At 35.0% G+C, this 14,954-nt stretch carries 7 protein-coding genes; 2 read left to right on the forward strand and 5 right to left on the reverse strand.

Annotated elements, in window-relative coordinates; genetic code table 11:
- Positions 1 to 35: 35 nt before the first annotated feature.
- From ACQUQZ_RS11665 to ACQUQZ_RS11675, 3 genes are all read right to left on the reverse strand, one after another.
- Entirely contained in the window at positions 36 to 3,677 is a 3,642-nt protein-coding gene (locus ACQUQZ_RS11665; RefSeq protein ID WP_435355108.1) for a M1 family aminopeptidase, read from the reverse strand.
- 14 nt (positions 3,678 to 3,691) lie between these two features.
- Positions 3,692 to 4,564, reverse strand: coding sequence for an ABC transporter ATP-binding protein (locus ACQUQZ_RS11670; RefSeq protein ID WP_435355109.1), 873 nt, complete (start codon positions 4,562 to 4,564; stop codon positions 3,692 to 3,694).
- Positions 4,565 to 4,846: 282 nt separating this feature from the next.
- On the reverse strand, positions 4,847 to 7,315 hold the full coding sequence (locus ACQUQZ_RS11675; protein WP_435355110.1) for a PIG-L family deacetylase: 2,469 nt from the start codon (positions 7,313 to 7,315) through the stop codon (positions 4,847 to 4,849).
- A 42-nt stretch (positions 7,316 to 7,357) separates the two neighbouring features.
- Between ACQUQZ_RS11675 and ACQUQZ_RS11680 the strand changes: the two genes are divergently transcribed.
- Together ACQUQZ_RS11680 and ACQUQZ_RS11685 are read left to right on the forward strand one after the other, a co-directional pair.
- Positions 7,358 to 10,201: a S8 family serine peptidase gene (locus ACQUQZ_RS11680; protein ID WP_435355111.1), complete on the forward strand. Its 2,844-nt coding sequence runs from the start codon at positions 7,358 to 7,360 to the stop codon at positions 10,199 to 10,201.
- Positions 10,202 to 10,354: 153 nt separating this feature from the next.
- Positions 10,355 to 12,979 carry a sodium-translocating pyrophosphatase gene (locus ACQUQZ_RS11685; protein ID WP_435355112.1) on the forward strand — a complete coding sequence of 875 codons (2,625 nt, stop codon included), beginning with the start codon at positions 10,355 to 10,357 and terminating at the stop codon, positions 12,977 to 12,979.
- Between the two features lie 66 nt (positions 12,980 to 13,045).
- Here ACQUQZ_RS11685 and ACQUQZ_RS11690 read toward each other — a convergent pair whose 3' ends face one another.
- Positions 13,046 to 13,624, reverse strand: coding sequence for a Uma2 family endonuclease (locus tag ACQUQZ_RS11690; RefSeq protein WP_435355113.1), 579 nt, complete (start codon positions 13,622 to 13,624; stop codon positions 13,046 to 13,048).
- Positions 13,625 to 13,666: 42 nt separating this feature from the next.
- Positions 13,667 to 14,914 (reverse strand): PQQ-dependent sugar dehydrogenase, encoded by a 1,248-nt coding sequence (locus tag ACQUQZ_RS11695; RefSeq protein WP_435355114.1) that lies wholly within the window; start codon positions 14,912 to 14,914, stop codon positions 13,667 to 13,669.
- Positions 14,915 to 14,954 lie beyond the last annotated feature (40 nt).

Below are 14,954 nucleotides of genomic sequence, written 5' to 3' on the forward strand. Positions count from 1 at the left end.
TATTCTTACCTCTCCGTCAAGAATTCACCTTGAGTCTAAACTCCCTCTGCTTTGGTTGCAGGTTTCGTATTATCTTCCGAATGTCGGTCAATTAGCTTATTGATTGGGTCAATTCCTGCTTTTTTGGGTTCTTCTTTTACGATTATTGTAAAGGTATTTTCTTTTTTGGAAATTTTTCGTTTTTGCAAATACAACAATTTATCTTGGCCTTTGGCATCTTTTCCATAAACACCAACATCGATCCAATCATTGATAGCAATAGATTTTTCATTGCCCGAACTATCCGCTCTAAATTTCTCACTTATGGTTTTGATTGTAACCTCATAAGTTTTGTCTTTTAGCTGCTTATAGCTCACATTATCGGCTTTATTTTCAAACAAAGTGATGGTTTCAAACATATCTGTGATGATGTGCTTCAAAGAATCAGGTGTTTGTTCTTTGAAATATTTCAGCAAATCATTGCTGGTTGGATAACGTTTATTTTTAGAATCTGGGCCTGGATATTGCCAATCTTTCAAGAAATTCCGCAAGGCTAAATTAACTTTTTCTTCACCAATATAATCTTGCAAAGCATACATTACCACAGAACCTTTGCGATAATGAATGTACCCTTGTGATTCAACTAAGTTGAGCGGTTGCTCTTTTTTACGCTCGCTCGAACGACCTCTTAAATAGCTATTTAGTTCATATTTCAAGAATTTTTGCATCAATTCAGGCTTTACGGCATGTTTCATTACCATTAATGCCGAATATTGAGCTTGTGTTTCAGAAAGCATAGCATTGCCTTTTACATTGGCTTCTGCCACCTGATGTCCCCACCATTGATGTCCTAATTCGTGAGCAGTTACATAAAATGGCATATCCAAATCTTCTTCTGGGTCGGCAATTTTTTGAATAAAACCAATACCTTCTGAAAACGGAACGGTATTAGCAAATGACTGGGCAAATTCCTGATATTTTGGAAACTCCATGATTCGCATTTGTCGATATTGATAAGGGCTGAAATTTTTCGAGAAATAATCAAAAGATGATTTCATCGAGGACATCATTTTTTCCAAGTTATATTCATGCCCTTTGTTATAATAAATTTCAAGGTTAATTGTATTCCCATTTGCTCCAACCCATTTATCTTTTTTGACCTCATATTTTGCCGAAACAATTGAATAAAAATCACACATCGGAACATCCATTTTGTAATGAAAGTATTTACGGCCATTTTCTTCCCAAGTTTTTTGTAAATAGCCTGGAGCTATAGCAATTTGATCTTTTTCTGTACCAATTTTCATCTCAAAACGAATATAATCTGCATCATCACCAAACAAACTTTGTGATAAGCCAACAGGGTTATTTTGCTCCATCATGCGTTCTTTTTCAGGCAATTTCTTTCCTCTTCGAGTATCATCATCGCTAATTTCATAACTATCATTGTAGCCTATTGTAGGAAAATAGAGGTTATTGAAGAATGTACCATTATAAACCACATCAGTATTTGACTGACCCGCTACAAAGCCTTTTGTCTCGAATTTTGTCTTGAATGACATTTTTACTGAGTCATTTGGTGCGAGTGGTTTTGTCAAAGTATAAATCGTATAACCGTATTTTTCATACTGTTTATTTGCTTTTGCACCGCCATCAAACTTCAAATATTCGAGTTTCATGTTGTGGGCAACGTCATTCTGAATATGGACATCAGCTATGGTTTTTGTTGTTTTATTTTTCAACCAAAAATAGCCTTCTGCTGTAAAATCTCGCTCAAGAGGATAAATTTCGACATTCAAATTTACGTCAATGATTTTGGGCTGAGGAATATTTTCAAACTTCTTCAAAGTCTTTTCATAAGCTACTTGCTTATCTTCACGAGCCTCACGAGATTCGTATTTATTGATTTGATTAGTATTATAAAAAACATAACAACCAGCACCAATAAAAGCTAAAAAAGAAAAAATGGCAAAAGTGAGAATTGGTCGAGTAAGGCGAAGTTTACCAACTTTTAGACGAGTTTTGAGTAACGCTTCCGAACCACGAACTGATAAAATTACTGACACAACAAATAAGAAAATGACCAACATCAACCAATAAAATTTGAGCCACGAGAAAGTCGTGATGAAATGTCCGTATTTATTCATATCAGAATAATCACGTAAACTTCCCGAACCAAACATAATTAATGGATGCTGAATCCCTGCCGCTCCAAGAAAAAAAGTAGTCAAAAAGAAGACAAACATCATGGCAAAACCTATAAACTTGTTGTTTGCCATTACTTGAACAAAGAAGGCAAGTAGCGTATAAAGCACTAAAAATGCTAAAGTGCTTGTAAAAAGGGTTTTGAAATAAAGCGACAATTCAAAATTGAAATAACCATGTGCTGCTTGCACAATGACTCCTCCCAAAATAAGTATCAACAATAAACCAATATAAACAAGCAACATTCCTATGAATTTTGCAAGTAAATTTACCCAATCAGGCACAGGAGTGGCATCAACAATCAAGTGCATATTGGTTACTCTTTCTTTCCAAATTAATTCTCCTGAATAAAAAACTGCTATTATTAAAAAATACATGTCGAAACCATTGAGTAGTCCCAGCACATTGGCAGTGATTGGATATGAACTTGTACCATACATTTTCTGAAAATAAAATGAACTCACAATCAAATCCATTATTCCAACAAAAATAATGGCGATAAAAGGCACTTCTCTCACCACCATTTTGCCATAAAAAATAGCTTGTTTCCAAAGTTGAGCAAGATTAGTGGCAAATCCTGTATATTGATGTACCGCAGGAATTTTGACTAATTCAGGGTTAATTTTTTCCTTTACTTCTTTGACTGCTTTTTTCTTGAATAAACTGCTACGAACAACATTAAAACTAAAAGCAAAGTAAGTTCCCCCCAAAACCAACAAAGCAAAACCTAACCAAGCCAATCGATTCCAAACCAAAATACCTTCTAATGGCACAATTTGGCTATTTTTCTGAGCAGGAGTCCAATATTCTGTAAAAATTGTAAATGCACGCACACCAAATGGGTCGAGCATGGCTGAGAGTGTTTTGTTATCAATATCGCTCAAAAGCGTATCTGAAACTTGGTAAAGAACGAAGAGAATTATTCCTTGTGTGTAAATGACAATTGTTGAGCGGCTTAATGCTCCAGCAGCGAAAAAGATGGCTCCTTGAATGAATAAATTTGTGATTCCCCAAACAATAAATGGTTGAAAATACGCCCAAGCGTCAAAAGGCAACATTGTTTTATCAGCCCAAGATGGATCCCATGGCAAATACTTTCCGATGGCAAAACCTGTCATAAATGCCAGCCAAATTGAACAGTAAATCAAAACCATGACGATAAACGAACCCAAAAAACGGCCAAATAAATAATCGAATTTAGACATTGTAGTACTGAACATCAATGACTCCGTTTTGTGTTCAAAATCTCGCAAAACTGCCACACCCATAATGGCAGAGCAAATAAAAGTGAAAAAGAAGGTCATAATGATGGTCATGAAACCCAAATTGTAAGGCGAATTTTCTTTGATTTGACCACCAGCAACACCACCAATGACTATGTATTTTGAAGTAACCGCAGCAAAACATAACAGGAATAAAATTCCGAAATAAATATACGTAGCAGGTCGATTTTTTCGATATGAAAATTCAAACCTAAGTATTTCTTTGAGCATGGTTTTTCTTAGGTTTAAGCGTTAGTAAATATTTTCGAGAAATAAACATCTTCCAAATCCCCTTCGACAGCTTCAAAAGTACCATCAGGATTGGTATCTGAAATTATATGTATCAAAGGATTTCCACCGATGAGCTTTTCAGAAATCACTTTAAAATTCTTTTTATAATCACTTAATTCGGCCTTATTGATACGTTTTTGCCAAATTTTACCAACAATTTCTTTCAAAGCCTCATCTGGGCTACCTTTAAAAAGAATTTCACCCTTATTAAAAATTGCCATATCTGAACATAATTCTTTTACATCTTCAACAATATGGGTTGAGAGAATAACGACAGTATTTTCGCCAAGTTCAGATAGCAAATTCAAAAAACGATTACGTTCGGCTGGGTCAAGTCCTGCTGTGGGTTCATCCACAATAATTAATTTAGGATTCGCTAAAAGTGCTTGTGCTATGCCAAAACGCTGTTTCATTCCACCCGAATATCCACCCAAATTCTTCTTACGAGCATCCCACAAATTGGTTTTTTGCAACAATGCTTCAACCACAGCTTTTCGCTCACCAGCATTCGTAATTCCTTTCAAAACTGCTAAATGATTAAGTAAAGTTGTAGCATCAACTTTTGGATAAACACCAAATTCTTGAGGCAAATACCCTAAAGTTTTTCTAATCTCATCTTTTTGTGTCAAAACATTAATTTCACCGAGAAAAATTGAACCACTATCAGGTTCTTGAAGTGTGGCAATGGTTCGCATCAATGATGATTTACCTGCTCCATTTGGCCCCAAAAGACCAAACATACCTTGATTAATCGTAAGATTTACATCTTTTAAGGCATGTACACCATTACTGTAAGTTTTGTTAAGATTGGAAATAATTAGCTGCATAAAGGTTTGGGTTTGTTAGTTTGATAAGTAATTGAAGGTGTAATAAGAATATTTGCTGGTGCAAGATTTTGTACGAATGTTGCTTTGCCAAATAATATTTTATTCAAAATTAAAATTATGAAATTTTAGTAACAATAAAATGTTATGAAAGGAATTTTAATGGTGATGAAATATATATTTTATGTGATAATAAAAAAAGAAACAAAAAAGCCGAGCGAACTCGGCTTTTCCATTTTACAGTTTTAAATTTCTCAATAATTAGAACAAATATTATTTTTAAATTTATTTCCCTACCGAAATCATGTTGGCAAAGAGGCGGTATGCTCCCGGTACACCTGCTGGTAACTCTCTAAAAAATGCTAATCCAGTGAAAACAAAATTTCCTTTGCCATATTTTGCATAAAGTAAACTGCCTTCTTGTTCGGTTTCATTGGCATCTTTTATTGAAAAAATTGTTTCATATTTATCACTCCATTTGTCAGAAAAGTAAAGACCACGCTCCTGTACCCAACCTTCAAAGTCTTTGGCTGTGATTTTATTAGGGGTATTAAGCAATGGATGTTCGGGTTTAATAATTTTCATTTCTGCATTTTCATCTGTCACTCGGCCTCTGCCAATTGCAAAAGGATATGGCCCGATTTCTTTTACTTTTGAAACACCATAAAAAGCATTGGTTTGATATTGCGTCACAACATTTCCACCATTATTGACATATTCCATCAATTTTTCTTGAAAAAACTTCAAATGTTCTTCCGTATTATAGGCACGTACACCAACAATAATGGCATCAAACTGCGATAAATCTTTAGCTAATTCGACTGGAGTAAGCATGGTAACTTGATAGCCAATTTGTTGTAAAGCAGCAGGGACTTCATCACCTGCACCTGCAATATAACCAATTTTTGTTCCTTTCTTTTTCAAATCAATGCGTAAAGCTTTCGCTTCTGAAAATGGGAAAAGAGTTAAAGTCGGTACATGTTTATATTCGATTGAAGCGATACCACGATTATAAGTGCCATTTGAAGTTTTTGCGATGGCTTTCAAAGTAATTTCTGAGGCAGTTGCTGACGGAAAAACTTTAAATGTTACCTTTTTCTCTTCATATTTATCTTTTAGCTCAAAATTTATGGTTGCTGGCTCAACTTTCCATGAACTTGGCACTTCTAAAGAAACCGTACCATTCACTCCTTTTTTACCCGCTTTTAAGGTTACTACCACTTCTTTTGGTGAATTATCTGCAAATGAATAAACTTTTTCAGCAATGGTAGCAGTAACTTCTGGGCGAACTTCAAAATAACGATAAATTTCTCCATCCGATGGTTCCACAAATTTGTAGGTTAAAGGCGTTTGAAATGTAAAGTTTTTCCCCTCAATTTTCATCGTATATTCACAAACCAAATCAGCAGGTTTCATGGGTAAACCTCTCAAAAGTTGGTCTTTTACTTTATAAAAACCATTTTCTTTCTTTTCCTCCAACCAATATGGTTGAGTGATTGGCTGATTCGCAGGAATTTGTAAATCATAAGAAATATTCAACCCATCATTATAAACCAATTTTTTATTGATTATAGTATCTTGTTTGGTCGCTCTAAAAGTCAGTTTTTCAAGCGTAATATTAGCATTGCTTCTACTTACAACATTGATATTGACCTTAATTTTATCGTTAGGCGACACAGAATAGTCAACAGGATTTGCTTCAAACCAAAGCCCAGCACAGGCAATAATTAACTCTTGAACTTCTTTTTTCTTATAAGTTGTCCATACATTCTCATCTAAAGCCGAAATGGCATTAGATACTTCAATCAATGCTGGAACAGAAGCAGAAGGATTTTGAGCTTTAAAGTTATTGTAAATATCATTGACCATTCTCTCAATTTTCTCACCCCCATTGATTCTCTTCCAAGATAAATCAATACCATCAAACAAATCATTTTTGGCTTCATCGCCAGCTTTGTGTAAAGCATAATCAGCACGTTGATTTTTAGTTTTGGCCGAACCAAATCCTTGGCTTTTGTGCATACTACGTGCCTCTGCTGCTATTTCAGTGTAAGATTTACCCAATAAAGGATTATAATCACCCAGCGGTATTTTAATATAACTTCCTTCAGGTTGATTATTCTGAAAATTAGGTGAGAATGAATTCCAAACCAATCGTTTTGCTTGCCACGGCTTGACATAAGCTAATTGCTCAGGAAAACGATTGGGGTCAGCAGCAGCCTTAAAAGCTTCTTCTGATAAAACTGCTGATGCTGAATGATGACCATGACCAGCACGAGCATCAGGTGGAAAGCGGTTGACAATGATGTCAGGCTGAAAATTACGAATTCTCCAAACCAAATCTGCTAATATTTGGTCTTTTCCCCAAGTTGTCAAAGCTTCATCAGTAGTTTTGGTGAATCCAAAATCATTGGCACGCGTGAAATATTGTTCACCACCATCAATGCTTCTTGCCCCTAATAACTCATGAGTTCTTAAAAGCCCAACATATTCTCCTTGCTCAGAGCCAACCAAATTTTGTCCTCCATCACCACGTGTCATGGCTATATATCCAGCTCGCACCATTTTTTCTTTGGAAAGCCATGTAATAAAGAGGGTATTTTCATCGTCAGGATGAGCAGCTACATATAATACGTTTCCAACCACATTGAGGCGTTTCATGGCTTGAAGAATTTCGCCAGTATTCATTTGTTTGGTTTGTGCGTAGGCAACCGTGGAATAAATAAATAAGAAAAAAACAAAATATTTCTTCATTTTTAGGAAATTTACAGGATAATAGATTGAAAGATAAATTTTATGAAAAACAAGTATTTATTTATAGTTGGACTTTTATTGATTTCTAACACAATATTTGGTCAGAAAATTAATAAAGATTTTATTGACGGTGAAATTTACATAAAAGTCAAACAAAAACCACCAACCAATTCGACCAAACTGGTAAATTTCTCTACCGAATTGCCTTTTTTACAAAAATATGCGAAAGAGCTTGTCCTAAACGAAACGAAAAAATCATTTTTTACCAAAGAATCTGAAAATCTTCAAAAAATATATCGTTTAAAAGTAACAGATCCTGAAAAAATAGATGAGATTATCAAACAATTAAAAAATGAGAGTTCGATTGATTACGTTGAAAAAGTTAGATTGCGTTCTATCATCTCCACTCCTAATGACCCAAATGTTGGTTCGCAATGGTCACTTTCAAAAATAAGGGCCTTTGAGGCTTGGAATATTAATTCAGGTCTGAATGATGTCATTGTTGCTGTGGTTGATAATGCTATCCAAACCAATCATGCCGATTTACAAGCAAATATGCTTGCAGGCAAAGATGTTTCTGATGGTGATAATGACCCCAATCCACCAAATGAAACATTCAGTCATGGAACGCATGTTGCAGGAATTTTAAGTGCTGTTAGCAATAATGCCATTGGTATTGCATCAGCAAGTAATAACCGAATCAAGATTTTGCCCGTTAAAGCAACGCCAGATGCTGGGACTTCAAATAATATTTATCATGGTTATGAAGGTATCACTTGGGCAGCTGATAACGGTGCCAAAATCATTAGTTTGTCTTGGGGTGGAGCTGGTTATTCCCAAGCCGAACAAGACGTTATCAACTATGCCGCATCAAAAGGGATATTGATTGTGGCAGCAGCTGGAAATGAAAATACATCAGTAGAACATTACCCTTCTGCATACACTAATGTAATTGCAGTAGCAAGTACTGAAACAGATGATAAAAAAAGTTCATTTTCAAATTTTGGAACTTGGGTTGATATTTCAGCTCCTGGACGTGGAATTTTAAGTACAATTCCTTATGATTCTTATGCTTCTTTTAGTGGAACTTCCATGTCAACACCACTTGTTTCAAGTGCATTAGGTTATATTTGGTCTTGTTATCCATTATTAACTCCCACCCAAGTTGAAAATTTACTAAAAACGACTGCCGATAATATAGACGAACAAAATTCTACACAAGCAGGACTTTTAGGAATGGGGAGAATCAATCTTTTTAGAGCAATTGCTTGCCCTAACGGGGGGGTATCATCTGCGACAATTACCGCCAACAGCTCGACATATATTTGTAAAGGTGAATCGGTTCAACTCAATGCGAATACTGGTATAGGTTATAGCTATGTATGGCTCAAAGATGGGATTAATCAAGCTAACACAAGTAGTAGTTTAACTGCCATAGCTGAGGGGAATTATAAAGTAATTATTTCCAAAGGAGAGTGTAACATCATTTCTAATGCTATTAACGTTACTTATAATCAGTTAATTACATCTATACCTACTGTTACAAATAAAGAAATGCCTTATTGTAGTAAAGTTATTTCTGGTAATGGTTTAAAGGCTACTGCTATCAATTGTAATTTTGGAGGACCAACAATTTATAGTTATGCAGGCCCTACTGTGGGTTATGATGGTTTTGAGAAAAGTGGTGAAAACCCAACAGTAAATGTCGGGAATTTGGGAGGGAAAGTCGCAAATGTAAAAGTATCAATTACGTGGCAGAAAAAAGACAGTGGCAACGAAAATACCTGTGATATTTCAGACGGAGGAGGTATTCCATATAATGAAGAAATTTCCTTCAAATTAAAATCTCCTAATGGAACGATTATTACACTGCTTGCTAATAGTACTTACGCCAAAGGAACAACCACCTCAGGAATTGTCACAACTATTTTCCAAGATGCTGCTGCTACTATTCTTGAAAATTCACTTCCAATATCAGGAACTTTTGCTCCGAATCAACCATTAGCAACATTTATCAATGAAGTCCCCATTGGTACTTGGACTTTATTGCCCGAAGATGATGGTTTTGTTGACCCTCTTTGTGTACAAGGCTTTTCATTGACTCTCAGTACTGATAGTCCAAATCAAGCATCAAAAATTACTTGGTGGGATAGCAATCTCAGTGGCAATTTGCTCGCTTCTGGAATTGAATACACTGCTATCTCAACAAGTAATGTTGGTACTCAAACTTTTTATGCTCAGGCACAATGTGATGGTTTATGTCCGAGTGATAGAGTTGCTACAAAATTCATTACCAAACCTGTTCCATTAGTATATGCTTATCCTATTTCTTTAAGTCTAATAAATGATATTCATTTTAAAAATTTAGTTAATAATCAAAATATTGCATTTATGACAACTGCCAACAATGAAACTGTCATTTTTGATGCTAATAACAAAACCGAAAGTGTTATCATAGGCAATACACCACCATTGACAAGTCCTATAAGCTTGTGTGCTAATCAAACATATCTTTTACTAAGTATTGGTTGTTCGTCAAATATCATCACTTGGAATAATGCACAAAATGGCCAGTCGATTTTAGTAACGCCCACAACACCTATAAGCTATTATGCTTATTGTCATCATGATTGGACAGGATGTACACCTATTAATTCAAATACAATTTCTTTTGAATCGCCACAAAGTAATATTACAATCAATGATGAAATCAGTCCAGATAGTCAGCAAACCTTTGTTGGTAAAAATATTACTGCCTCCAATACAATACAAACACCTGCCAAAATTTCCTATAAAGGTTTTCAAACAGTTATGTTAAAACCTGGATTTAGTGTAAGTGGAAATAGTATTTTCTCTGCTTCTATCGTAAATGGATGCAATAATTAGCTCTATTCGATAAAAAATCTTGAATAAATGATAAAAATTTATACCTAAAATACTAAAATTTAATTTAAACTTTTATCAGAACTACAATTATCCTAAATTTGCAAACTTTTTAAATTAGTAAAACTAAACTCAAATAAAATACTTATGGATTCAATGATTATTTACCTTGTTCCTCTTTGTGGAATCATTGGCTTACTTTACACTGCTTGGCGATTCAACTGGGTAACAAAACAACCTGCTGGAGATGCAAATATGCAAAAACTTTCAGGCTATATTGCCGATGGAGCAATTGCCTTTTTAAAAGCAGAATGGAAAATTTTAGCTTATTTTGCTATACCTACTGCTATTCTTTTAGCTTGGTTGGGTTCTTCAACTGACAAATCTTCTTGGATTATCTCAATTGCATTTTTAATTGGTGCATTATTTTCAGCCTTTGCAGGATATGTGGGTATGAAAATCGCTACTAAAGCCAATGTTCGTACTGCACAAGCAGCTCGCACATCTTTGTCTCAAGCTCTTAAAGTTTCATTTACGGGTGGTTCAGTAATGGGAATGGGCGTAGCTGGTTTAGCTGTTTTAGGTCTAAGTTTATTATTCATCATATTTTATAACTATTTTGCAAAAGGCGAGGCTTTAACTTCAGAAAATATGCGTATTGCTATTGAAGTTTTAGCTGGTTTTTCTTTAGGTGCTGAATCAATCGCTCTTTTTGCTCGTGTGGGTGGTGGTATTTATACCAAAGCAGCCGATGTTGGTGCTGACTTGGTAGGTAAAGTTGAAGCTGGAATCCCAGAAGATGATGTTCGTAACCCTGCAACTATCGCTGATAACGTGGGTGATAACGTGGGTGATGTAGCTGGTATGGGTGCCGATTTATTTGGATCTTATGTTGCCACTATTTTAGCAACAATGGTTTTAGGTCAAGAAATCAATGTTTCAGATAATTATGGTGGTTTTTCACCAGTTTTATTACCGATGTTGATTGCTGCCGTTGGTTTAATTGCTTCTCTGGTTTCAACATTTTTTGTTAGAATCAAATCTGAAACTTCATCTGTTCAAGCAGCTTTGAATCTTGGAAACTGGGCTTCAGTAATCATTACTTTTATTGCTTCTTATTTCTTAGTAAAAAATATTTTACCAGAAACACTTTCATTGCGTGGACATGAATTTACGTCAAATGGTGTATTTATGTCTATCGTTGTTGGTTTGATAGTTGGTGCGTTGATGTCAATCATCACTGAATATTATACTGCCATGGGTAAACGTCCAGTTTTATCAATTATTGAAAAATCTGGTACAGGACATGCCACAAATATTATTGGTGGTTTGGCGGTTGGTATGGAATCTACTGTTTTGCCAATTTTGACTTTAGCTGCTGGTATTATTTTCTCTTATTATTTCGCTGGTCTTTATGGTGTTTCAATCGCTGCTGCAGGTATGATGGCTACTACTGCCATGCAATTAGCAATCGATGCTTTTGGCCCAATTGCTGATAATGCAGGTGGTATTGCTGAAATGTCACAATTACCATCAGAAGTACGTGAGCGTACAGACAACTTGGATGCTGTTGGTAATACTACTGCTGCGACTGGTAAAGGATTTGCGATTGCTTCCGCTGCATTGACTTCATTGGCTTTGTTTGCTGCATTCGTTGGTATTGCAGGAATTAGCTCGATTGATATTTACAAAGCCCCTGTTTTAGCTGGTTTATTTGTAGGTGGTATGATACCATTCATTTTCAGTGCCTTGTGTATTTCAGCAGTTGGTAAAGCAGCTATGGAAATGGTAAATGAGGTTCGTCGTCAATTCCGTGAAATTCCAGGAATCATGGAATACAAAACTGAACCAGAATACGAAAAATGTGTGGCTATATCAACAGAAGCATCAATCAAACAAATGATTTTGCCAGGTGCTATTGCTTTGGTTACGCCAGTTTTAGTTGGATTTGGTTTCAAAGGTGTTTTTGCAGATACATCATCACCTGAGATTTTAGGTGGTTTATTAGCAGGTGTAACTGTATCGGGAGTTTTGATGGGTATTTTTCAATCAAATGCAGGTGGTGCATGGGATAATGCTAAAAAATCATTTGAAAAAGGTGTAATGATAGATGGTGTTAAACATAAAAAAGGTTCTGACCCACACAAAGCTGCCGTAACTGGTGATACAGTTGGTGATCCATTTAAAGATACTTCTGGCCCATCAATGAACATTTTGATTAAATTGATGTCAATTGTTTCTTTGGTGATTGCCCCTTATATCGCAGTAAAATCTGGTGATGTTGCAACAATGGAAGCTGCCCCTGCGATTGTTGAGGCAGCAATGCCAGTAAGCATTAATAAACAATTATCATCAGGAGTAACATTAAACTTTTTGGAAGGTGGTATCGAAGACCAATTAATTAAATTTATTGAGTCAGATTCAGAAGCTGGAAAAGATAATTGGTTCAATTTTAAAGCGTTAAACTTTGCTTCAGGAAGTGCGGTAATTGATTCAACATCGTTGAACGAAGTAAAAAATATCTCTGAAATTTTAAAAGAATTTCCAGCTGTAAACATCAAAGTTGGTGGATATACTGACAATACTGGTGATGACGCTGCTAATCTTAAACTTTCAAGTGATCGTGCTGCTGCTGTTAAAGCAGCGTTAGTTACGTTGGGAACTGATGCAAAACGCTTGGAGTCTGAAGGATATGGAGAGCAACACTCAGTTGCTTCAAATGATACAGAAGAAGGACGTTCACAAAATCGCAGAATTGCAGTGAGTGTTAGAAAGAAATAATTTTTGATAAAACACTAAAAAAGCCCTTTTCTTTATTGAAAAGGGCTTTTTTTTATAAATTCAACATCAAATTTCCCAGTCCAAGTAAATATCATTTAATGAAACTTCAATATCTAATGATTTTATTTCAATGGTTTCATTTAAGTTTCTGTAAGAGCGATATTGCAAAAAAGATACGTCTTCTGGTTTATAAAAAACTTCAACTAAAACTTTATCTTGTGAAACTAAGATATACTCTCGAAAAGTAGTTATTTTTTGGTAATCTTGAAATTTTCCTTCACGGTCATATAAAGCAGTTGATTCAGATAAAACCTCAACAATTAAAATAGGATTTTTTGCAGCATGTGGCATTTCTGGAAAAGTTTCAGTTTTTCCACAAACAACAAAAGTATCAGAATAAACAAACTTTTCATCTGAAACTGCAATTTTTGCATCACTATTATAAGTTCTACACGATTTACCTTTTCTCTTAATAGATTCTCTAAGACTTCCTCCAATGTTACTTGACAATAAACTATGATTAAGTGTCCCTCCTGCCATAGCAAAGATTTCTCCTGCATGGTATTCATATCTTTCTAAAGAACTCTTTTCAATTTCAAGATATTCTTCAATTGAATAATGGTATTTCAATGATGCTTCGCCCATATTTGTTTGTTTTCGAGAACAAATATATTTATAATTTTCATTTTACTGACAACCATCCATTTGTGCATAAAAAACAACGCCACTTTCAGTTTTAAAACCTGGATTAAGTTCAATTTTTTTATTGGCACTGAAAAATACATTGGCTGAATTTAAAATTTGAGCAGAACTCTGAATCGAATTCAATGCCAAATAATAAGTTGAGGATGAAATCGGGCTATTCACTGTTAGGTTATCCTCTGTACCACAAGCCACAATTTGATAAATTTTATCGAAAGTTGCGACGTATAATTCTCCATTGTTATCTTCTCCAAAGGTGGTTGGATTTGACATCAAAACTCCCTTTAGATCATTACTTATTTCATTATTAGGCAATCTTTTCAGCAACCAAAATCTACCCGAATTATAATCTGCATAGCAATAAAACCCATTTAAAGAGGGATATTTCTTTCCTCGATAAACATAACCTCCTGTGACAGATGCTGGTAGATTTCCATTAAAAAGGTAGCCTTCAAAAGTTGTTATTGGAAAAACTAAATCAATGGTATTGGAAGGGCAATTTTGACTTAAATGCAACATATTTCCCTCATAACAGCTCCAACCATAGTTTCTCCTTTCAAATGTTCCGTAAGGGACAAAATCTACTTCTTCATAACTATCTTGTCCAACATCACCAATCCATATATCGCCTGTTTGTCTATCAAATGAAAATTTCCAAGGGTTTCTCAAACCTAAACCAATAATTGCATCAGGAATTCCATCATCAGGAGATTGATAAGGATTTGTGAAAGGAATATAATTAGGTGCATCTACATCCAGCCTTAACATTTTTCCTTTAAAAGAACTCAAATTTTGAGCATTTCTATATTCATCTCCAGGGGTATCTCTTGCACCCGAAGCTCCGTCACCAGTAGTTGTATATAAAAAGCCATCTTTGCCAAATTCTAAATCACCACCTTGGTGTCCAGTATTATCAGGGTAACTAAATATCACTGTTTCAGAATTTACATCCCCTAAGTTTTCATTGGAGACATCTTTAGAAAACCTTGAAATGACACAACTATTATCAAGTGCCATATATTTCACATAAAAATAACCATTTGCAGTATAATCAGGATGAAATGCCAAAGCCATTATCCAAGAAGCCTTTGTTTTTAAATCAATAAAAGGCTCTGAAACTGTTTGTCCCGCCAACAAAATTTTGACCTTCGTACTATCTACAATAAACAAACGATCATCTTTTGCAGTAGCAATATCAAAAATTCCACCAAATCCACTTGCAACTAAGGTCAATTTGATGGTAGGTGATTGTGAAAATATAAAGGTAGGGAAA

Origin of the sequence: Emticicia sp. SJ17W-69, from assembly GCF_051209875.1 — a bacterium.
In the GTDB taxonomy this organism is placed as follows: domain Bacteria; phylum Bacteroidota; class Bacteroidia; order Cytophagales; family Spirosomataceae; genus Emticicia.